This window comes from Gillisella vitis (genome assembly GCF_001541345.2).
Classification (GTDB): Bacteria; Pseudomonadota; Alphaproteobacteria; order Rhizobiales; family Rhizobiaceae; genus Allorhizobium; species Allorhizobium vitis.
Genome location: NZ_LMVL02000004.1, coordinates 517,588 through 540,149, shown reverse-complemented (window position 1 = coordinate 540,149; position 22,562 = coordinate 517,588). Strand labels below are relative to the sequence as shown.

Genomic DNA, 22,562 nt, shown 5'->3' with positions numbered 1-22,562 from the left:
AGGCCCATCTATGTCCGACATAAAACTATTCCGCATCGGCCAAGGTAGCGTTTCCGAACTCGCGGGCGCAACAGACACGATAGAGAGATCGCTCCAGACCCTGTTCGAGAAGAACCTCGAAGCGTTGCTCGGCGTGCGCTTTCTCTCATCCGAATTCACCACCACCCATGGTGGGCGTATCGACACATTGGGGCTTGATGAAAACGGCTGTCCGGTGATCATCGAGTACAAGCGAGCCACCAACGAGAACGTAATCAATCAGGGCCTTTTTTATCTCGACTGGCTGATGGATCATCAGAAGGACTTCCAGTGGCTTGTAATGAAAGCGCTTGGACAGCAGCAAGCCGAAACCGTTGATTGGTCAGCGCCTCGCTTGATTTGTATTGCGGGCGATTTCAATCGCTACGACGATCACGCCGTGAAGCAGATTCAACGGAACATTGAGTTGATCCGTTATCGTCGATTTGGTGCCGAGCTGCTGATGCTGGACTTGGTCAGCGCCAAATCCGTGAAATCTGTGGCGTTGGTGCCGTCCGTCTCTGGAGCTAGCAAGGCTGATAATGCCTACAAATACAAAACAATCTCGACAGTCCTGGAGGAACTCGATGTCTCTATGATTGACCGATACGAAGCGCTCAAGGCGTATTTGATAGCCCTAGGTGATGACGTCCAAGAAACAACAGTCCGATTTTACATCGCGTTTAAGCGGATCAAGAATTTCGCCTGCGTGGAATTTCGGCCGACCAGCTCAAAAATTCTCCTCTTTCTGAAGGTCGATCCGACTACGGTGGAGTTGGAGCACGGCTTCAGCCGCGACGTGTCCAACCTCGGCCACTACGGTACTGGTGATCTGGAGATCACGCTCTCCGCTCCCTCCGATCTAGCAAGAGCAGCGCCCTTGATCAAGCTGAGCTACGAAAACGCATGAGCAGCGAAACCCTTGCCGCGTCTCATTTGTTCGTATCCGAACCGGCTATGGAAACTCGTCTTACAAGCTGACATCTTTCAGTCCTGCCCGCAGAAAGGGACGCCTGGTGGGTCACGACACTACGTGTCATTGTACTGCAATTTCTTACTTGGGCCCGTTTGCCCGTTAGGGTGCCGGCCAGCGAGAAACAGCGAGGTCGGCAAGTTCCTTCGATCTCGCGTCCACCTGTTTGAATTTGAAAGACGGAAGCGCGGTGAGCTCGTTCGTCATTAAGATTGACGATTGCTGGTAAGCTTTCTTTTTGTTGGCAAACGGGTTGTTGGACGCCCCGATGTTCAATGTTCCGGAAAAGAGGGTCAGATTGCCGATTTTCGAAACCGTTCTCGGGTGAAGAAGATCGGCTTTCTCGCCGAGATAACTTATCCAATCGCCGAACTCTTCCTTTGATCGCTTCGTCTTGATCTTCTGAGGAATAATATGTTCGACGTGGACGTCATCTGGTCCTAGAATCTGCAGCTCTGCATGTTTGCCGTGTTTGGAAAGTTCGATTTGCTCAAGGCAATATCGCGCGCGATCTATGATGTTGGGTGTATAGCTCGCAGTTGCAAATTCGTCGCGAAACTTTTCATCCGAGGGGCAGGCATCTCTGTACCCTGCCTTTATTTCTGATACCGGTCCCTTTGGATCGATAGAGCACAGTTTGGCAAAAAGCGTTTCCGTCTCGTTCGCGCGCTCACGGCAGACGTGCCGGCGGAGAATAAAGTTTTCCGTGATCTTGAGAACCTCGACGAAGGTCTTGTCTTCCATGCCTCCAACCTTAAGATGCATCAGAAAGCCGTATGTCTGAGCCGACTTGATCATCCGCAGATTTCTAAGGTGACGGTCAATACGTTTGTCGCCGGTTTTTATAAGAACCAGTTCGCCGAAGACTTTGGCGCTTGTGACCACTCGGCGGAGAAAATCCTTGAAGGTCACATGGGCGGTTCCATCGCGCTCGATGGCGACATCCTCGACGTCACTCGATTGATCAGGCTCCTCGTCGTCGATCTCATCCTCATCGGCGTAGAGGTGGCGGTCGGGCAGTTTTTCGGCTTCGAACACCTCGTTCATGAACAGCCATTTGAACTCCGGCACCACCTGAGATTTGGTGATCCTTCGTTGCGTTGCTGAAATAAGGAAATAGCGAAAAAATGCGTCCGTATCTGCGCCGTCGAGGTATGCAATAAGCAGTGCCCAGCTCTTTCGCGCCTCATCGAGTTGGTCCATGCCAAACCGCGCAGCGTTTCCGAGGACGAAGTTTTTGATGATATCTGTCGGACTGAGTTTTAGCCCGCGGTTGTTGATCGTCTCAAAGAGTTTGAAGGCGTCCTTGGCGTCGCTGACGTCAAGCCGAATGATCAACGAGTTGTTTTGTAGTTTGTACAGGAAGCTCCCGAGGTTCTCCAAGGACCAGTCGCTGATCCACGATCGAATGATTGAGAAGGCCGCGACAAGATTATGGTTAGCGTGAGGAGTGGCATCGCTATCGTTTGGGTTCTCAACAAGGCGCCTGAATTCATCGCCATCAATCGAATCTAGCGCAATCTTTGGCATTGGTGTCCCGCCCAGCGCCTTCGCCGTCAACAGGCGGCTTAACTCTTGGACTTTGTCGGTTTCGCCTTCGCGCACAAGTCGCTCACGAACGCATTCAAGAAGGATGCTGATCGTCGTCAGACGCTGCTGTCCATCGACAAGTTCGAGCCTGTTTAAACCCGCCGTGTGGTGGCCTGTAAGGCACACGATACTGCCAAGCAGATGGGTATCTGAGTTTTCTAAAAACTCGATATCCTCGATCAGTTCTATAACCTGCCTTTCGCGCCAAGAGTATCGGCGCTGATATGACGGAATTACAAATTGCTCGTTTGTTGAGCTGAAGAGCTGATTGAGCGTCAGAGAATTCGGCGTAATTTTCATGTTGTTTCCCCCACAATCAGCGTGTGCATGAAACTATATCCGTAGTCTAGTCAGATACGTGCGTATTGTTGGATATTCCTACCCTTCGTTGTGGAAGAGCTTTGCGTGCATCCCCTGGCCGTCGAGTAATGCGGAGATACAGGGAGGGTTGACGCAAAGTCCGCGGTTGACGGCGATCACATGTGGTAAATGCGTTGGGCCTACTTGCTTCGAATGACCGTCTGGACTCCAGGCGCCGTATCGTATGTGTGGTAGAGGCACTCGATTGAAGAGGTGCTGCTTGCATAGCTTCCCTTGTTCGTAGAAATTCGATACAAATCCTCTGATAATAGATCCTTTGTTCCGAGCTATCGTATCAATGCCTGCATCTATCTCCCAACGCGAAATCGCCCAAGCCCCTTCTGACTCTCTTTAGAACATAAACCGAACGAAGATAAGATGGAAGACACAGGACTAATGGGGCAGATACGGGCTTTGCCAGTGCGGACACGCATTTTGTTCTGGGTTGATCGGCGTCCACTTGGTCAATCCCGATAGGTCCAATCGGTGATTTCCGCGATTCGCTTGAACACGCCGCTGATACCGTCGGCAGTTGGATCAGCCCGCTGGAGCCACTCCTCCCCCCATGCGATCCACTCCTGAACGCTGCGGCCATCGATCTCGGTGGTGAGCGTAACGTCCATTGATCGCAGTGCAGCTAGGAAATCACGCACGGCAGCAAGTTGGTGCCAGTCCTGCGCTAGCTCCCGGAAGCGCCGCCAGCGGTTAGCATCTCGCTTGCGACGCCGTTGTTCTTCATACCGGCGCTGCTCGGCAAGTTGGCGCTCGCGCTCCGCCGCCTCTCGATCCTTGCGCTGTTGAACGAGCAATGGTCCGGCTGCGACGAAGGTGGCCACAATGTCCGGCAGCATGCCGTCCATCGACTGCTTCTCGGATTCAAGCCATTGACGTGGAAGACCGTCCGGCCACTGCCAGGTTTTGACCTCGAAAACGAGCCATCCTGTCGGCACCAGTTCCTTTTTCCAGCCGTTGTCGCCGGGTGATCTGAATCGCTTTTCGTCATCGGTCAAAGCCCGACGTTCCTGCTTTTGCTTCTCGCGAAACTGGAACTCCACCTTTTCGCCTAAGATCTCGACAAATAGGACGCCTCGCTCTCCCTGCTTAACCTTTCCCCCTTGGCGCTCAATCGCCTTGAACAACGCATCCAGAATACGATGTTTACGGTGGTCCGTTTCGGAGAAATCGCCGGGGTCATAAAGATCGCGTCTCCATGGATCGCGCTCACTTCGGGCTTGACGCTTCTTCTGTTCGTGCTCCGCGAGCCATGAGGCTATGACCGCGTGGGGTCTCAGTAGGCGTTCTGGCACCAAAAGGGTGGGTTCACTGGCACGGGCTTTGTCTAACTGTTGTTTGACCTCCGGCGAGAGTTCGATGGGAGGCGGCGGCAACGGAGTTGGGCGAATGGTGATGGAACGTGTACGGCTCGATTTCGGCAATGACGTCTGTTTTGGTGCTTTGCCCACGGCATGCTTCGCCCAATATCCGCGTGACGGATACGGGATATCTTCCCGATCGCAGGTCTTGGCAAGAGCGTTGCCGCTTATCCCATAGTCCTCGGCCAAACGAGACATCGGCGTCGTCCACACCGCGACGTAGAGTTCCTCCCGTGTCATCGTCGTCGGTTGTGTCGGACGTGGCTTTAGCGCGACTTGCGCTGGATCTTCAGCAGGGGGCGCAAGGACCTGCTGTTTCTCACTGGAAACGGAAACCGCATTGGGGTCCGCTTTGACATGGTTCAGTTTGCGCCTAACACTCCGTTTGTCTGTATCCAGCACCAGTGGCTCGACACATCCAGATGGTGCTGGCGGCAAAGATGGCTGCTCGACAGCCTTACCGAACTCCTTGCGAATCCAATGCCCGGACGACGGCGTTGGAATATCGGCGCGTCGCAACAATGTGCTGAGATTGCCTGTCGTAGTCCCGAGTTCGACAACTAGGTGTGACATCGGCTTCGACCAAACGCGGTCATAAAGGTCTTGGCGGGTAAAGCGGTGTTCCATGGCAAAATCGGGTTATCGAGAAAAGGACTTGAGTAGCGTTATTTAGAACAAAAAAAGAACAGACGACAACCCCAGTAGTGCGAAAATTTACTATTCGATCCTGCGCTATTCGAACTTTTTCGCCGCCGAATGGCGACGGTACTATGCAATTCAGATGACGCTATATCACGCTCATTACGCTGCAAGCTTCGGTATTTCTCGCTCAACCAATCGCAGGAACCGGATGTTGCGTGCCCCCGCAACCAAATATTACCCGAGATCCCGTAGCCTTACCCGCTGCGGGATTTTTGCGTTTATGCCTCCAGTTGCGCTATTGACAAAGAAACCGGCAGCAGGCCGATCAGGTCAATTCCCAATCAAGCCAAAACGTCTCCCATCGTAAACAGCCAGCTCAAAACCACCTAAATTAACAGAATAAATGCCAAAAATCCAAACTGTGGATGTGCCGATTTTTGAGAAATCCCAGCATTTTTATCGCCAAAATTCCTTCAAATGAGCTCGATGTTCCAACGTCTGAGCCATCATTCAGCGGCGGGTGTTGGATGTCATTTTATAAGTAATCTCTTTTATTCACGAATCCTTTATTGTTCGTCACAATAATCGGTTTGTCGACTTTTGAGGAAGCTGACGAATTCGTCTGGGTCATGCCTAGCGAATGACACTCACCTTCGATCCAGATTGATAGACTTATTGTAACGCGTTGGGTGGCTCACCATGTCCTTATACACACAGTTCAAAAAATCGTCCCGCGCACAGCTAGCAATTACAGAGATCGAGAATCTGACGCGTAGCATGGCTGATGGCGACACAGCGCGTCGCGCTCAGGTGGGCATAGCGACAGGCGAGGCAAAGAGCTTGCTGGATGCGGTCAACAGATTGCTCGACGCCGCTATGCGCCCGGTCTCTGAGCTCCGTGAAGCCACGACCCGAATGGCAATTGACCATGACAAGGGCGATATTGATGCCATTCTTCCGGTCGATGCCTTCAAGGGTGATCTTTCCGTCATGGCGAAGGGCATCAACGAAATGGTCGCTGGCCATATCGCCGTTAAAGTGAAGGCAATGGCCTGCGTTCAGGAGTTCAGTGACGGGAATTTTGAGGCTACGCTTGAGCGATTCCCGGGGAAGAAAGCATTCATCAATGACACGGTAGAAACTTTGCGTGGCAATCTCAAGGGCTTTATCGCCGAGATGAACCGGATGTCTGCGGAGCACGACAAGGGTGATATCGATGTCTTCGTGCCTGTAGAGCGTTTTAAAGGCGACTTTGCGGTGATGGCGAAGGGCGTCAACGACATGGTCAATGGCCATATCGTCGTCAAGAAAAAGGCCATGGCCTGCATCAAGGAATTTGGCGAAGGTAATTTTGAGGCGACGCTGGAGCAATTTCCAGGAAAGAAGGCGTTCATCAACGATACGGTCGAAACGCTGAGGAACAATTTCCGAGACATCGTTACCGAAATTCAACGTTTAACCGTGGCGTCTACTGCGGGAAATCTGAGCGAGCGAGGCGTGGCCACTCGGTTCGTCGGAGATTTTGCCAAAATGGTTTCGGGCATAAATTCCATGCTGGATGCTATCCTGTTGCCAATTGGTGAGGGCAATAGAGTGCTTAATCTCGTCAGCATTGGCGATCTGACAGAGCATGTCGAAATTGCCTGTGAAGGTGACCATCAGAAAATGAAGGATGCGATCAATTCGTTGGTCGATAACCTGACCAGCTTTGCCACCGGCGTCGCCAGTGCGGCTGATCAGGTGACCAGCGGCAGCCAGGCGCTCTCGTCCACCTCTGAGCAGCTCTCGCAGGGTGCGACAGAGCAAGCCTCTGCGGCTGAAGAGGCCTCGGCGTCCATGGAGCAAATGGCCGCTAATATCAAGCAAAACGCCGATAACGCATCACAGACAGAGAAGATTGCGCGCCAGTCTGCGAAAGATGCCGAGTTATCCGGTGAGGCGGTTGATAAAGCCGTCAATGCCATGCGAACGATTGCTGAAAAGATTTCCATCGTTCAGGAAATCGCCCGTCAGACAGATCTTCTGGCGTTGAATGCTGCGGTTGAAGCGGCGCGCGCAGGTGAGCATGGCAAAGGTTTTGCTGTTGTTGCATCCGAAGTGCGCAAACTTGCCGAACGTTCGCAGGCTGCGGCAGGAGAGATCAGTGGCCTGTCCGGTGAGACTGTCAAGGCAGCGACTGCAGCTGGCGAAATGCTGAACCGGCTCGTTCCTGATATTCGCAAAACCGCCGAACTCGTCTCGGAAATTTCTGCCTCCTGTCGTGAACAGGATCTGGGAGCCTCCCAGATCAACGAGGCCATTCAGCAATTGGACAAGGTCACGCAGCACAACGCCAGTGCGTCTGAGGAAATGTCGGCCACCTCTGAAGAGCTTGCGTCTCAGGCGGAAGAATTGCAGTCTTCGCTCGCTTTCTTCCAGACGGGAGATAGCGGCGATACTCAGACACGCAAATCAAGGGGGACTATTGCGCCAGTCCGTAAGGCAGTGCCATCGGCCCAGCCAGTCCGCAAGCCAATGGCAAACCGATCTGTGGCGGCGCAGCAAGCCCGCGCAAAGGGCTTTGCTCTCGATCTTTCCATGGGTGGTCCTGACGCAGAAGATGATCGCTTTCATCAACTCACTTAATACCAAGATCGCAGATGCTCCCGCATCCTCGCCTTGAGCAGCTTGTGAATGTCTCAAATGCATAAGTGTTTGAGACATTTGCAAAAAGAATACGATCAGTCAGTGTAAATGACTCATGGTATACAGCAGATGAGACATGGCTAGCTGTTACATCATGCCTCGGGCTTCCACATGGCTGCCATCGCTGTCCTTCCTGACGTAAAAACCATTCGGGATCGCTTCCTGAACAAGTGGAACATGGGATATCAGTCCAACAGTGCGGTTCTGGCTGGCCAGGCTATTCAAGGCCTGCAAGACCAGATCAAGTGTGCCTGAGCCGTTTTCGGTATCGAGGCTTCCAAAGCCTTCATCGAGGAAAATCGTATCCAACCGCACCTTGCCGCTGGCGCTTTCGACCACGTCTGCCAGGCCCAGGGCGAGCGCCAGGGCGGCGATGAAGGTTTCGCCGCCGGAAAGGGTTGCTGTGGGTCTCGCCTTGCCGGTATGGATATCGAAGGCAAGAATTCCCAGACCGCGCTTGCCTCGTCCGCCGGATTCAATGTCGCGTTCCAGTCTGTAGCGGCCATTGGTCATCGGGCCCAGCCGGAGGTTGGCGGCCTGCAAGACCTGTTCGAACATTGCGCCGATGGCGAAGGTTTCCAGTTTCAGCTTTTGCCGGTTCTGGGCGTCGAACAGGCCAGCCAACTCCCGCAGGGGACCGGATGTTGCCTCGGCTTCGTCAAGCCGTTTGGCGATACCGGCAAGATCCTGCTGCAATTTTTGCAAGTGATCGAGCCGGGCCGCCGTTGCCGCGCGTAGTGTAACGGCTGTATCGAAAGCGGCTTCAGCCAGCGAAAGCGCCTCTTGATGGGCGAGAAGGTCCGGCGGCTGCTTACCCGTGAGCGCTGTCTCCAATTCCAAGAGTTTTTCACTGTCGCGCTGCAATTTGCGCTGGTGATCCTCTATCGTCGCTTTGTCACGGTCAAGCGTAGCAATGGCAGGTTTCAGGCGGTGCAGATCGTCGCGCGTCAGGCCAGCGTCGCGCAAGCGATCCTCGAAACCCTGATTTTCCTTTTCGAAGCGGGCTTGTCGTTCGGTCAGGATGTTTTCGGCAGCTTCTCTGTCCTTGTGTGCATTCAACGCCGCTTCGCGGGTCGCTGTGGCGGCCTCTTCGCTGCGCTTCAATGCGGTTTCCCGGCTTGTCATCAAGGCCTTCGACTGCTGAAGCTGGCGCTCCAGGGCCGCTCTATCGCGCAAATGGACTGCGATGCCGGAGAGCATTTCGGCAAGCCGGGCTTCACCGCTGCTGGTCTCGGTCTTCAGCGCAGCCAACCGGTCCCGGTGCTGGTCCAGGCGGGCTTGCGCATCGGTGATGGCTTTTCCAAGATTTTCCAGCGTGGTTTCAGCCGCGGCGATATCGATGGCCGGGCCAAGCCCGCGAAGGTCGCGCTCCATATCTTCCATGTCTTGGCGCAGATACTGGATAGGGCGCTCCGGGCGCTCCAGATCCGCCAGCCTGCCTTGGCGTTCATCGACGGTGGCTTGCGCAGAGGCATGGGCGGTGGCGCTGTGCTGTTCGTCGAGTCTCGCCTTTTCCAGGGCCTGTTTCGCTTCGCGAAAGGCCTTGTCCAGCCCGGCCTCGGCACTGTCACCTATTGCAGGCACCGGATGGTCGGTCGCGCCACAAACAGGGCAGGGGAGACCAGGCGCCAGCTTTGCGGCCAGATGGAGCGCTTGTGCTGAGGCGAGCCGGCGTTCGGCCTGATCGAACAGGGCTGCGGTCTTGGTGGTCTGAGCCTGCCGTTCGGTATGAATGTTTGTACTATGGTTTAGCTGTTGACGGGCCTGTTGCAGATCTTTTTCAGCCCGTTCCACGATCTCGGCCTGCTTCACTTGCGCCTGCAAGGCCGTAAGGTTTGTGGTCAATGACAGCCTGCGCTCATGGGTCAGGCGCGCCTGTTTCAAGGCCTGCTCTCGGACCTGCTGTTTGTTGGCCAAATCATCGAGACCGGCCTTTGCGGTTTGGAACGCCGCTTGTTCCTCCTGCACACGCTGTTTGGCCACCTCGACCGATGCGGTGAGGCCGGTGGCTTTTTCCAGCACATCCCGGTTGCGTTCCAATTGATCGATTGTCCGGCGTAGCGTTTCGATTTCGCTTTTGCTCTCTAATTGCTGCTGGTAGGCCGCTTGCGCCTGTTGCGCGGTGGCCTGAGTCGAGGCCTGGGTCTGCGTTGCCAGAGACAGCGCGGCCTGTGCATTCTTGTAGTCGCGCTGTGCCTCGATCACCCGGCTCTCGGCATCGGCCAGTGTCCGGGCGCTTTCGGCGGCTGTGACCTGCGCTCGCAGCGCGGCCATGTCTGCGGCCTGGTCGAGGGTTTTCTGCCGTGTCTGGCGAGCAGCGTTCCTGGACTTGAACTGGCTATCGGTGTCTTTCGCTGCTTGCAACGCAGTGCGGGCGGCGTCTGCCTCCAGCCGGAAATTCTGTTCTTCCTGCTGACGGTCGGTGAGCGACGATGTCGCCTCGGCAATCCCATCCACCAGAGCCTGCATGCTGTCGAACCCGTCGGCACCGAGGCGGCGAAGGCAGACGGCGCGCTCCTCGCGCACCAGCCGCTCGGCGCTTTCGGCGTCGCTTTTCAGTTTTGCCGCCAGTCGGCGATAGAGGGACACATCAAAGAGGGCGCTCAGAATATCCTGTCGTTCCTGGGTTTTGGCGGAAAGAAAGGCCTCGAACCGGCCCTGCGGCAGAAGCACGATCTGCTTGAACTGTTCGGGACCATAGCCCAGCAGATCGGTGATTTTTTCGCGGACCAGACCGATCTTTTTCTCGGCCAGCACCTTGCCCGGCTGGGCGGCGGTAATTTCGCTTTCACTAAGTCCGGTGGCGTCGAACAGCCAGGCCTCGTGGGCGTCCCGGGTTTCGCCGCCGCCGCGCTGTTTTGGCCGCATCTGTTCAGGGCGACGGCGGATAACGTAGCGTCGCGCACCGAGATCGAATACGAATTCCACCTCGGTGGCGAGATCAGGCGAAGCATGGTCGGAGCGCAGCGAGATGGTGTCCTGCTCGGCTCTCGCCGCTTCACCGAACAGGGCAAAGGTCATGGCGCTGAAAATCGTCGATTTTCCCGATCCCGTCTGGCCGTAAATGCCGAACAGGCCAGCAGCGACGGCTTCGCGAAAATCGATGGATTGGCGTCCGGCATAGGGGCCAAAGGCCTGCATCACCAAGCGGACAGGTCTCATGCGGCATTCTCCTCGGCGTCCAGATCCTCCAGCATGGCCGTGACCAGCGCGCGTTCTGGCTCGGAGATCGGCTCATCACGAACCTGGGCGATGAAATCGGCGATTACCTCCAGCGGATCAGCCGGTGCAGCGGTGGTGACCGCGAATTTCAGCTCCGGCGCCCGCTCATCACGGGCATAGGTCAGCTGGCAGGCATTGGGAAACACCGCCCGCAGCCGCTTCATTGGATCGATCAGCGGGGTGGGATCGGTGAGCACCGCCTTGATAAAGTCCTGCGACGGCTGGGCCAGAAGCAGATCGGCCAATAGCCCGCGCAACAGGCGCACGGCCCGTGGTGGATTGAAATCAATGGTTTCGATCTGTGTCCTGCCATCGGCGTCGAGATCGATCAGGGTCATGGATTTCTGTTCGCTGGCCTCGCCGAAGCTGAACGCCAGCGGCGAGCCGGAATAGCGGATGTGAGGCGCCGAGACACTCTGTGGCCGGTGCAGGTGACCGAGTGCCACATAGTGAGCGCCTTCGAAAATCTCCGGTGACACGGTTTCAATGCCGCCGACGCGGGCCAGCGGACGTTCTGTGTCGCCGCTTGTTCCTCCCGCGACAAAGGCATGGGCGATAATTACCCAGCGTGCACCCTCCGGCAGGCAGCGGCGCGCGTCGGCCACCTGGGCGGCCAGCACGTCCTGCGGTGTGGCGATGGCCGGGTCGGCAAAACATTCGCGCGCGGCAAATTCATAGGCGAAGGGCAGGGCGGAAAAGGCCACCGGTCCATGGGCGTCATGCAGGACAAGGGGGGCCGTTTCTCTTGCGACGGGACCCTGAATGAGCGCGCGCTGCCTGTCGGTCATGATTGCCATGGCGCCGATCCGGTCGCCAGAATCGTGATTGCCGGCAATGATTGCCACGGCAGCGGTGGTTTCCGTTGCGACCCGCGACAGAAAGGCGTTGAACTGGCGCACCGCTGTTGCCGGAGGTGCTGCCCGGTCGAAAATATCGCCGGCAATAATCAGGATATCGGCACGGGTCGTGGTGAGGGCATCGACAATCTGGTCGAGAATGGCGCCTTGATCCTCGTCCAGCGATAAACCGTTCAGCTGGCGGCCCAGATGCAGGTCGGCGGTGTGGAGGATTTTCATGGCGTCCGATCCGGTGAGCGATGTCCGTCAGGATTCTCTACCGGCATAATGCCGCATGCTCCAGATGAAACACCGGCCAGGACGGCTTATCCCGGGCTCTTTGCGTGCAAGGCGGGGATGTGTTCACCTCTTCGGGCATTGGTATGGAGGTAAGCCGGATAAGGATTGCCTTTTTGCTGTTCACCTGCGATCACTTTGGTGCAGCGGTTTGGTTTTTTTGCTATCCTGCTGGGCAGGATGGCTTTCCGGCAGCCTGGCTTGTCCTTATAAACAATCTTCTTGAATGGACGACGCAAGGGCGTTGTTCGGCACGAACAGTGGTCCGCGTGATAACCAGCTGATGGAAAAAAGCCTACTCCTTTATATATGGCGGCATACGCGCAAGCAGCAGATCTGGGTTCTGACGATTGTTATCCTGTCGATGGTGCCGTATTTTCTGGCCTTCGACCTGCCCAAGCGCATCATCAATGGGCCGATCCAGGGAAGCGGGTTCGAAGCGCCGGATTCGCGACAGCCGCTGTTTGCCTTCGACTGGACCGTGCCTTTGACCGATTGGTCATTGCATTCGGGCGGGATATCGCTTGATCGCATGTCGAGCCTGATGGCGCTGAGCGGCGTTTTCCTGCTGCTGGTGATCATTAACGGGTTGTTTAAATTCTATATCAATACCTACAAGGGCAGACTTGGCGAACGCCTGCTGCGTCGGATCCGCTATGAGCTGGTGGATCGGGTGCTGCGGTTCCCACCAAGCTATGTCAAGCAGATCCATTCCTCCGAAGTCTCGACCATGGTGCGCGACGAGGTGGAGCCGTTTGGCGGCTTTACCGGGGACGCGTTCGTGCAGCCGACCATGCTGGGCGGTCAGGCCTTGGCCGCGCTGTTCTTCATTTTCCTGCAAAGTTTCTGGCTTGGTACGATTGCCGGGGCAATGGTGGCGCTTCAAGTCGGCATCATTCCCAAAATGCGCCGCCGCTTGCTCATTCTTGGCCGTCAGCGGCAGCTTCAGGCCCGGCAATTGGCCGGCAAGGTCGGGGAAATCGTCGATGGCGTCGGCACGATCCATGCTTACGATACGTCCAATTATGAACGCGCCGACATCTCGAAGCGGCTTGGCGATATCTTCAAGATCCGCTACGATCTCTATCGCTGGAAGTTTTTTGTCAAATTTTTCAATAACTTCCTGTCGCAGCTGACACCCTTCCTGTTCTATTCCATCGGCGGTTATTTCGCGCTGAAGGGCAGTCTGGACGTGGGCCAGCTGGTGGCTGTCATCAACGCCTACAAGGATCTGCCCGGTCCGTTGAAAGAGCTGATCGACTGGGATCAGTCCCGCCAGGACGTGCAGGTGAAATATGAACAGGTGCTGGAACAATTCGAACCGCCACAGATGATTGAGCCGGCGCTACAGGCGTTGGCGCCTGTGGGAATGGCTGCCCGTGCTGGCCAGCTGGCTTTGCAGAATGTGACCTTGCAGGATAGTGGCGGCGCCAAGGTGGTGGAAAATCTCACTTTGAAAATCGGCCGGGGCGAGACGATTGCCGCCATCGACAATCGCGGTGTCGGGGCTGAAGTGATGGCCGAAGCCATTGGCCGGTTGAACTGGCCGGTGGCGGGAAAGATCGTGCTTGGTGATACCGACCTGCTGGAATTGCCGGAGTCGGTGACGGGCCGGGCCATTTCCTATGTGTCTGCTGACGGTTATTTCTTTCATGGCAGCCTCAAGGACAACCTGATTTACGGGCTGAAACATGCGCCGACCAATTCGGTGAACTATACCGGGCGCGAGGCAATCAAACGCCGTTGGGAGATCAAGGAAGCGCAATTATCTGAAAACTCCGATCTCGATCCCAATGCCGACTGGATCGATCGGCGGGCGACGTCCGTGCTGCACGGTGAAGCCAGCGACCTGAAGAAATCGATCCTGACGGCGCTCGATACCGTGAAACTGACCAGCGACGTGATGGAACTGGCGCTGCATTCCATTGTCGATCCGCTTGAATATCCGGACCTGACGGAAAAAGTTGTGGAGTTGCGTCTGTCGCTGCGGGATGAATTGCAACGGCAGGGTCTTGCCAATCTCGTGGTTCACTTCGACCCCAATGCCTATAATGCCGAGGCGACACTGGGAGAAAATCTGCTGTTCGGGACGCTGCGTCCAATCGTCAATGGACCTGTCTATGCCCATCAAAGCGATTATTTCTATGATGTGCTGGAGCGCGCCGGTCTGCTTAGCCTGTTTTACGAGATGGGCTTCCTGATTGCGGAAAACCTTGTGGAAATCTTCGGCGGCCTGCCGGCCGATCATCCGTTCTTCCAGCAGCTCGATGTCCTGACCGCCGACGACGTTGTGTTTTACCAGCAGATCCTGCAACGCCTTCAAGGCCGGACCAAGCCAGTACCGAACGAGGAAGAGCAGCGGGCAATGATCCGGCTCAGCTTCAATTATGTCGAGCCGCGCTATCGTATGGGTGTTTTGACACAAGAGGTGATGGACAAGATCGTTGGCGCCCGCGACCTGTTTCACGATAACCTGTCACCGGACCTGCGCCACAGTATCGAACGCTATGATCCGCATCGCTACATGGCGGCGGCGACGTTGCGTGAAAACGTGATTTTCGGCAAGCTCGTCAACCGCAATCCCGAAGCCCAGCCGAAATTCCGCGAGCTGGCGGCGAAACTGAGCTCGAAGAAAGGCCTGACGGAACGGTTCCTGGCGCTTGGATTGGAATTCGATATTGGCAGCGGTGGCCGCAGGCTGACCATCGTTCAGCGCCACAAGCTCAACCTTGCCCGCGCGCTGGTGCGGCGTTGCGACTATTATATCTTCAATAAAGCCCTGCCGGGCCTCGACGCTCGTGTTCAGGAGGATATTGTTAAGGATGTGCTTGCATTTCTGCGCGAGCAGGACAATGATCCCTCTATCCTTTGGGTTTTGTCGAACACATCATTGTCAAAAAACTTTGATCGTGTTCTGATACTCGACAGCGGTTCATTGGTCGCGGACGGCACGTTCGAGGCTCTGGGCAATGAAAATGATATTTTCAAGGCATTGGTGGCATGAGGGGTCAGGCCACCGAAAACCGGGAAGTTGGTGGCAAGCATGTTACTGCGAGACGAAGTGCAGCTATTGCGGAATATTCCATACTTCAAGCACGTCGATCCGTGCAAACTGAAGCTCCTGGCCTTCGCTTCGCAAAGGGCAACCTATAATACCGGCGACATTTTGTTTCGCCAAGGCGATGGCGGCGATGCTGCGTATGTCATCCTGTCTGGCAAGGTGGATTTGCTTTCAGACATGCCAACAGGCCAAGTCAGGATCGGTGAAGCAGACAGCAAATCCATCATCGGTGAAATGTCGCTTCTCTGCCAAGGGCCAAGACGAATGACTGCACGTGCTGCAACAGACGTTGAAACGCTTCGCATCGCCAAAGATTGTCTCGGCAAGGTCATGGCTGACAGCCCACGCATGAGCATGGAGTTTAGCCGTGCATTAGCAGAGCGTCTTCGTGCGATGACAACCGAACTTGATACTGTTCGCTTGCGGCAACTTTCTCTTGTCGATTAGGATATACCCATTCCTCACGACACTCATTAGCACCGGAATTTCGGGCGGATTTGAGGCAAATGCCTTGTATTGCCGATGTCGATGCAAAAAATCACGGCAGGCGACGATAGAAGAAATAACGGTCTTTCTCGATATGCTCGAGGACAGGTAACGGCTCGAGTGCTTCGTGGTCGAGCGGCAGGCCACTGAGCGCATAGCCGCCGGGCCGCAGCATCCCAGCCACCATATCCGGCAGCCAGGTGAGTGTGACTGCGTCACGGTCAGGATAGCCAGTGCCGATATCGGCATGGACAAAGGCCGCGCCGCAGCCGATGAAGTCTTGGCCAGTCTGGTCGATTTCCCCCAGGATCAGGTCGCCGTCCTGCGGAATGGAGCTTTTATGCGCGCCCAATTGCCGGTCGAAGGCGACGATGCGGCGACCGGTGAAATTCTCCCGCAAATGACTGAAGGTCCGGCCATTGCCAAGGCCGATTTCCAGCACCGGGCCTTCGGGCAGGGGGTAATTATCGCGCACATGGTTCAAGAGATCGCGCTGGGCGCTCATGCGGTTGATGAAACTGTCGAGACGGCTCATGGGATCACGCTTTCACAATCGTATGGCCTGCGGCCTGATCGGCAATGCTGCGGCGGGCAAGGGCGTTGCGGGTATCGACAATCAGCGGACACCAATCGGCCAATTGCTGGTAATCGACAGTGTCATGGTCGGTGGCGATCAGCACGGCATCGAAGGCGGCAAGGCTTTCCTCGTTCCAGGCAATACTGCGACGGCCTTTCAAATGGCTATATTCGCGGGTTTTTGGAATTTCGGGCAGGAAGGGGTCGAAATAGGCGACCTCGGCGCCGCGCTCCAGAATAAGCTCCATCAGCCGCAGCGACGGGCTTTCCCTGATGTCAGGGACATTTTTCTTGTAGGCCAGCCCCAGGATCAGCACGCGCGACCGGCTCAGCGCCTTGCCCGCCTTGCGGTCCAGCGCTTCGGCCAGCCTGGAGACGACGTGATGCGGCATGGACGTGTTGATCTCGCCCGCCAGTTCGATGAATCGGGTTGGCTGGTCATACTGGCGCGATTTCCACGTCAGGTAAAACGGATCGATGGGAATGCAATGGCCGCCGAGGCCCGGGCCGGGATAAAACGGCATATAGCCGAACGGCTTGGTCTTGGCGGCGTCGATTACCTCCCAGACATCAATGCCCATGGCGTCATAGACCAGCTTCAATTCATTGACCAAGGCGATGTTGACGGCGCGGAAGATGTTTTCGGTCAGCTTGACGGCTTCTGCTGTCGCCGTGGAGGAGACAGGCACCACGGTTTTGACCACGGCACCATAAAAGGCTGCCATCAAGGCCGAAGCGTCGGGGCCATCACCGGCGATGATCTTAGGAATGGTCGAGGTTTCAAATTCCCGATTGCCGGGATCTTCTCGCTCAGGGGAAAAGCCCAGGAAGAAATGCTCTCCGGCCCGCAGCTCCGAATGTTCGAGGATCGGCTTTACCACCTCCTGCGTGGTGCCGGGATAAGTGGTGGATTCCAGCACGATCAGCTGGCCGGGCCTCAGCGACTTGGCAATCTGGCGGCAGGTGTTTTCCACATAGGACAGGTCAGGGTCACGGTTCTTGGTCAGCGGTGTCGGCACGCAGATGGCGATCACGTCATAATCGGCCAGCGCCAGGAAATCCGAGGTGGCGGAAAAGCGGCCCGCTGCGCATTCTTCGCGCAGAATATGCTCCGGCACCGCCTCGATATAGCTTGTCCCGGCCTCGATAGCATCGATCTTGGCAGCATCGATATCAAAGCCCATCACCGTGAACCCGGCTTTGGCAATGCTGATGCCTAGCGGCAGGCCGACATAGCCGAGGCCGATCACCGCTGCCTTCGCATGGCGGGACTGGATGGCGGACAGCAATTCGGCGGCAACGGGATGATGGGACATGGTGGGATAAAGCTCCGCAGGCGATTTCAATACCGGCTTCAGTTGCGGTCCGCATGATGGGATGTCAAGGGTGCGCGCTCATCTTGTCGGGCAATGTTGATCGGCTGTGATGGGTGGCGATAAATCTGCATCTGCCTCTTGCAACAGCCTGCGGACTGCGCACATGTCCCTGCATGACGATGAGGCTGCCCATGAAAATCGGCTTTTACGCGCCGCTGAAATCCCCCGACCATCCGGTCCCCTCTGGCGATCGGCTGATGGCGCGCCTCCTGCTGCGGGCTTTGCGGCTGGCGGGCCATGATGTCACCGTGGCGTCTGATCTGCGCAGTTTCCACGCGACGCCGGAGACGGTTCTCCCGGATCTGGCCCAGGCGGCGCAGGAAGAGATCGAGCGGCTGGCTGGGCTTTACCAGCGCCAGGGCAAGCCGGATCTGTGGTTTTGCTATCACCCGTATTACAAGGCGCCGGACCTGATCGGCCCGCCCCTCTGCCGCCGGTTTGCGATCCCCTATGTCACCGCCGAGGCTTCCTATTCGCAGCGACGCAATCTCGGCGTCTGGGCTGGTTTTCAGGACATGCTGCTGGATACGATCAGGACCGCCGCTGTCAATCTCTGCCTGACGGCGCGGGATATGCAGGGCTTGCAGGCTGTCGCTCCGCACGCCCGGTTGGCCCGGCTGACGCCGTTTATCGATGCGCAGGCCTTTCTTGCTCGCCCGCAGCAGTCAGAGCAACATGTGCTGGCAACCGTGGCGATGATGCGTCCCGGCGACAAGATCAGCAGCTATGCCGCGCTGGCCAAGGCGCTGGCACTGCTACCCGAGCTTGCCTGGCGGCTGAAAGTGGTTGGGGATGGACCCTGCGGGGCCGAGGTTCGGGCACTGTTTTCCGGCTTTCCACCTGACAGGGTCGAATTCCTGGGCGAGCAACCGCCTGAGGCCGTCGCCGAGATCTTATCGTCCGCATCGGTCTATGTCTGGCCGGGCCATGGTGAAGCCTATGGTCTTGCCTATCTGGAGGCGCAGGCGGCAGGACTGCCGGTCGTGGCCGAGGCCGTGGCAGGCGTGCCGGAAGTGGTCGCGCCCGGCATCACCGGATTTTTAACGCCGCCCGGCGATGCGTCGGCCTATGCTAAAGCTATAGCGACCCTGCTGACCGATACGTCCCAACGCCAGACAATGGCTCAAGCGGCTCGCCAGATGGTCGCGCAGGATCGCTCGATTGAGGCGGCGAGCGCCCGGCTTTCCGCCCTGCTGGAACAGTGTCTGGACGATAGTGCTAAATTGGAATCGGAAGGCGGGAGTCATAATGTCTGAAAGTCTCTTGAGACAGCGCCTCGATGATCTCGCCGCCCAGGGAAAGACGGTTAACCTCTGGCTGCGCGATGACGATGCGGTCGAACCGAGCGATCCGCTGGAGACTTTGCTGGCGCTTGCCCGCCGCTTCCAGATACCGTTGACGCTGGCGATCATTCCCGAGCCGACCGGTCCGGCACTGGCCGGATTGCTGCAGGCAGAAACCCTTGCCACCATCGCCGTGCATGGTTGGAACCACCAGAGCCATGCTGGTCCAGGTGAAAAAAACCAGGAACTAGGGGGGCATCGCCCGGTGGCAATCGTCCTGGACGAGCTGCGCCAGGGATTGGCCAAGCTGCGCGGTCTTTACGGCGAACAGTTGCTGCCGATGCTGGTGCCGCCCTGGAACCGGATTGACACGGCTTTGCTTTCATCGCTGCCCGGTCTTGGCTTTACGGCGCTGTCGGTGTTTGGCCGGGAGAAACGCGGAAATGCTCCATCCCTTCTCAACACCCATGTGGATGTGATGGACTGGCGCGGGACGCGCGGTGGGCGTGATGCCGACATCCTGTTTGCGGAACTGGCGGCCTATCTGGCGCCCGAATCTGAACCTTTACACGCCATCGGCATCCTCACCCATCATCTGGTTCATGACCAAACGGTCTGGGATTTCCTGACGCGGCTGTTCGCGCTGACCGCCACCCATCCGGCCTGCCGCTGGGAAAGTGCGCGGACATTGCTTCAGCCGCAAGCATAAGTGCCTACCAGGATTTCCAGCCAATCAGCAGGCCTCCATCCGTGGTCAGGGCCGCGTCCCGTGCCGCCTCCACCTCGGCAAACGGCGCGCCGCGCTCCAGATTGGCGGCCACAAAGCCGGCATCAGGAACGGCAAAGCTGGTGCCTCGAAACACCACGGTCATCAGCAGCGGCCCGGTCGACCACCAGGCGGGCGCATCCGGCAGCATCGCCATGGCCTGCGGCATGGCCTCGATCATCCGCGCAAAGACCGGATGGCCGGGCGGGCTGGCGATGAAGGAATTGGTCATCAGCAGGCTGCCAAGGCCGGTTTGGCGCGGTGTGTCCTCGGCAAGGGCGGCAAGCCCGACCAGAGCAAGGCAATCGGCAAAGCCGATATCGTCACGGGCCGGATACCAGTCGCAATCGAGGTAGATTCCGCCGAAGTGCTGAAGGATCAGATAGCGCGCCACATCCACGGCGCCGGGAAAGTCGCCGCGTGCCAGCATGGCCTTAAAGCTTGGATGCTGGTCAAACCCCTGTGCTTCGAGATCCGCCTCGCGCCATAGCCGATAGGCAAAACCATGGCGGGCGCAGTGGTCGGCCCAGGCCTGGCAGGCAGGCGGTAGGGCCAGTGTTCCGAGCCAGATCTGGTGCAGCACTCTTGGCGCTGCCTCGCGGTTCAGCGCTGCCATATCTCGCCGCTCATCGCTGCTGAAGCGCGAAAACGGCAAAAGCAGGTCCGGCGGAGGCGCAAGTGTATATTGCAGCCCGGTGACCCGCAGCCGGTCTCCAGCAATCTTGGCAAGCTTCAGATAGGCCGAATGCAGCTTGCGCGGCAGGCCAAGCGCGGTGTCCGGCCCCAATTTGGCCTGCGCCAATAAATCATGGTCGCCAGCCAGGGCATCCAGCATAGTCTTTGCCGCCTCTAGCTCGCGCTTTTTGGCAAACTCCAGGCTTTGGGCAATCATGGCGCGACTTTTCAGTCTTGGGGGTAAGTCTTGGCTCACGATGACAGGTCCATTTTATCAGTCTTCTGACCTACCGATAAAAAACTGACATGTGCAAGCCGTAAAGCCATGTCCGGGTCGCGATTAAAGCATGTGTGTCAGCGATAGACATCAATGATTTGCTAAGATACGGTACCTACAAAGTCATAGCATGGGTTGGGAAAAGTGACGCATGGCAGAATGCGCAGATCTGCTTTATGTGGATAATATCAGTGTGTCTTTTCCCCTGTTGGGCGCAAGCATTCAGGCGGTCAAGTCTTTCAGCATGGTGCTGCGGCCCGGCAAGGTCACGGCGTTGGTCGGTGAATCCGGGTCGGGTAAATCCGTGCTCGGTCGCTCGATCATGGGGATCGAATCCAACCTGGCACAGATCAATGGTCGGGTTCTGTTTAATGATCCCCAAAAGGCAGCACAGGTCGATCTGCTGTCTCTGCCCTATGACGGTCGCCAGATCCGCCAGATTCGCGGCAACCGGATCGGCATGATCTTCCAGGAGCCGATGACCTCGTTTTCGCCGGTCCATACTGTCGGCAACCAGATCGAGGAAGTGTTGCGGGTCCACACCGCGCTTTCGCCGCGCGAACGCCAGGAACGGCTGGAGGAAATGCTGGGGCTGGTGGGCTTCAACGACCCTGCCCGTGTGGCGACCATGTATCCGTTCGAACTGTCCGGTGGCATGCGCCAGCGGGCGATGATCGCCATGGCACTGATCTGTAATCCGGCGCTGCTGATTGCCGATGAACCGACCACGGCGCTTGACGTGACCATCCAGGCACAGATCCTCAAGCTCCTGAAGGAATTGCAGGAAAAGCTTGGCATGGCGATCCTGTTGATCACTCATGATCTTGGTGTCGTCGCCAGTCTCGCCGATGAAGTTGTGGTGATTTATCGCGGTGAGGTGATGGAATCCGGCCCGGTCGAAGCCATCTTCAGCGCGCCGCAACATGCCTATACCAAAGGCCTGATGCAGGCGGTGCCGCATTTCGACATGGACCGCAATGAGCGCCTGAAGCCGCTTCGGGAAATCCAGGTGGATACCGGTCGGTTGATGGACAGATGTCGCGTGTCCTCGGGCGACGATGGCGTGTTGCTTTCGGTGCGCAACATTTCCAAATCCTTCCAGTCCAAGGGGTCAAACGGATTTTTCTCGCGCCCGTCTTCGCCAACTTTGGCCGTCAACGACGTCTCCTTCGATATTTTTCGCGGTGAAACCTTGGGCTTGGTGGGCGAAAGCGGGTGCGGCAAGACCACGCTCAGCAAGATTTTGATGCGTGGCGTTACTGCTGATCACGGCACGGCTGTCTATCATGGTGCCGATGGTCCGCTGGATATGCTGAAGGCTGAAGGATCAAAGCTGCAAGACCTGCGCACGCGCATCCAGATGGTGTTCCAGGACCCGGTCTCTTCGCTGTCACCGCGCATGACGGTGCGCGGCATCATCAGCGAACCCCTGGAAATTCATGAGCGTGGCAGCCGGGCTGCACGGCTGGATCTGGTCAACCGGTTGATCCATGCGATTGGCCTGCCGGAAACTGCGCTGGGCCGCTATCCGCATAGTTTTTCCGGTGGGCAGCGGCAGCGGATCGGCATTGCCCGGTCACTGGCGCTCGGGCCGGATCTGGTGATCTGCGATGAGCCGGTCTCGGCGCTGGATGTCTCGGTGCAGGCACAGATCCTCAACCTGATGAAGGATTTGAAGAGTGAGCTTGGCCTGACCTATCTGTTCATTTCCCACAATCTGGCCGTGGTGAATTACATGGCCGACCGGGTGGCGGTGATGTATGCGGGCCGTATTGTCGAGATCGCCCCTTGCGAGGTGATCATGCGTGATCCTGTCCATCCCTATACCAAGAAATTGCTGGCGGCGGTGCCGCTGCCCAATCTGGATCATCCGATGGATTTCAACCTGATCGGAGAACCGTCGTTGGCTGCCAAAAAGCGCTGGGCCAGGCATTTTCACGATGAAGGCGATCCGGCAACGCTTGCCCATGCCGATCTGGGTGGTGGCCATCTGGTTTTGGCCCGCCGTGAGGTGGACGCTAAGGAGTTGCGCTCGTGATCCGCCACCGCCTTACCCGCCGTCGAGC

Annotated in this window: 14 protein-coding genes; 7 read left to right on the top strand and 7 right to left on the bottom strand. The window is 57.1% G+C overall.

The annotated features are described in order from the left end of the window. Positions 1–10: 10 nt before the first annotated feature. Positions 11–928, top strand: a complete 918-nt coding sequence (locus tag ASB66_RS17125; protein ID WP_060718414.1) for a DUF5655 domain-containing protein — start codon at positions 11–13, stop codon at positions 926–928. A gap of 165 nt (positions 929–1,093) precedes the next feature. Here the strand turns inward: ASB66_RS17125 and ASB66_RS17120 are convergent, their stop codons facing one another. Together ASB66_RS17120 and ASB66_RS17115 are read right to left on the bottom strand one after the other, a co-directional pair. After that, the gene (locus ASB66_RS17120) at positions 1,094–2,881 is read right to left on the bottom strand and encodes a DUF262 domain-containing protein (RefSeq protein ID WP_060718413.1); all 1,788 of its coding nucleotides are present in this window, start codon (positions 2,879–2,881) and stop codon (positions 1,094–1,096) included. Positions 2,882–3,405: 524 nt separating this feature from the next. Continuing rightward, positions 3,406–4,941 carry a hypothetical protein gene (locus ASB66_RS17115; protein WP_060718412.1) on the bottom strand — a complete coding sequence of 512 codons (1,536 nt, stop codon included), beginning with the start codon at positions 4,939–4,941 and terminating at the stop codon, positions 3,406–3,408. 891 nt (positions 4,942–5,832) lie between these two features. Between ASB66_RS17115 and ASB66_RS17110 the strand changes: the two genes are divergently transcribed. Further along, positions 5,833–7,581: a methyl-accepting chemotaxis protein gene (locus ASB66_RS17110; protein ID WP_474368108.1), complete on the top strand. Its 1,749-nt coding sequence runs from the start codon at positions 5,833–5,835 to the stop codon at positions 7,579–7,581. 147 nt (positions 7,582–7,728) lie between these two features. On the opposite strand, the gene ASB66_RS17105 is transcribed toward ASB66_RS17110, so the two are convergent. Both ASB66_RS17105 and ASB66_RS17100 read right to left on the bottom strand, forming a co-directional pair. Then, on the bottom strand, positions 7,729–10,803 hold the full coding sequence (locus tag ASB66_RS17105; protein WP_060718411.1) for an AAA family ATPase: 3,075 nt from the start codon (positions 10,801–10,803) through the stop codon (positions 7,729–7,731). Next, the gene (locus tag ASB66_RS17100) at positions 10,800–11,939 is read right to left on the bottom strand and encodes an exonuclease SbcCD subunit D (RefSeq protein ID WP_060718410.1); all 1,140 of its coding nucleotides are present in this window, start codon (positions 11,937–11,939) and stop codon (positions 10,800–10,802) included. Before ASB66_RS17100 ends, ASB66_RS17105 begins: the two co-directional genes overlap by 4 nt. Before the next feature lie 340 nt (positions 11,940–12,279). Between ASB66_RS17100 and ASB66_RS17090 the strand changes: the two genes are divergently transcribed. Continuing rightward, positions 12,280–15,000 carry an ABC transporter transmembrane domain-containing protein gene (locus ASB66_RS17090; RefSeq protein WP_060718408.1) on the top strand — a complete coding sequence of 907 codons (2,721 nt, stop codon included), beginning with the start codon at positions 12,280–12,282 and terminating at the stop codon, positions 14,998–15,000. Between the two features lie 39 nt (positions 15,001–15,039). Then, positions 15,040–15,504 carry a cyclic nucleotide-binding domain-containing protein gene (locus ASB66_RS17085; protein WP_060718407.1) on the top strand — a complete coding sequence of 155 codons (465 nt, stop codon included), beginning with the start codon at positions 15,040–15,042 and terminating at the stop codon, positions 15,502–15,504. Between the two features lie 91 nt (positions 15,505–15,595). Here ASB66_RS17085 and ASB66_RS17080 read toward each other — a convergent pair whose 3' ends face one another. Then, the gene (locus ASB66_RS17080; RefSeq protein ID WP_060718406.1) at positions 15,596–16,078 is read right to left on the bottom strand and encodes a class I SAM-dependent methyltransferase; all 483 of its coding nucleotides are present in this window, start codon (positions 16,076–16,078) and stop codon (positions 15,596–15,598) included. A gap of 4 nt (positions 16,079–16,082) precedes the next feature. Then, the gene (locus tag ASB66_RS17075) at positions 16,083–17,435 is read right to left on the bottom strand and encodes a nucleotide sugar dehydrogenase (protein ID WP_060718512.1); all 1,353 of its coding nucleotides are present in this window, start codon (positions 17,433–17,435) and stop codon (positions 16,083–16,085) included. Positions 17,436–17,626: 191 nt separating this feature from the next. Here ASB66_RS17075 and ASB66_RS17070 point away from each other — a divergent pair, with 191 nt between their 5' ends. Next, a complete protein-coding gene (locus tag ASB66_RS17070) occupies positions 17,627–18,751 on the top strand; it encodes a glycosyltransferase family 4 protein (protein WP_060718405.1) in 1,125 nt (374 codons plus the stop codon). Beyond that, positions 18,744–19,487 (top strand): polysaccharide deacetylase family protein, encoded by a 744-nt coding sequence (locus ASB66_RS17065; protein ID WP_060718404.1) that lies wholly within the window; start codon positions 18,744–18,746, stop codon positions 19,485–19,487. Before ASB66_RS17070 ends, ASB66_RS17065 begins: the two co-directional genes overlap by 8 nt. Positions 19,488–19,491: 4 nt before the next feature. Here the strand turns inward: ASB66_RS17065 and ASB66_RS17060 are convergent, their stop codons facing one another. Next, entirely contained in the window at positions 19,492–20,436 is a 945-nt protein-coding gene (locus tag ASB66_RS17060; RefSeq protein WP_234612963.1) for a glycosyltransferase family 32 protein, read from the bottom strand. Between the two features lie 211 nt (positions 20,437–20,647). Between ASB66_RS17060 and ASB66_RS17055 the strand changes: the two genes are divergently transcribed. Then, complete coding sequence (locus tag ASB66_RS17055; protein WP_060718403.1) at positions 20,648–22,534, top strand: ABC transporter ATP-binding protein; 1,887 nt, start codon at positions 20,648–20,650, stop codon at positions 22,532–22,534. The last annotated feature ends 28 nt before the right edge of the window (positions 22,535–22,562 follow it).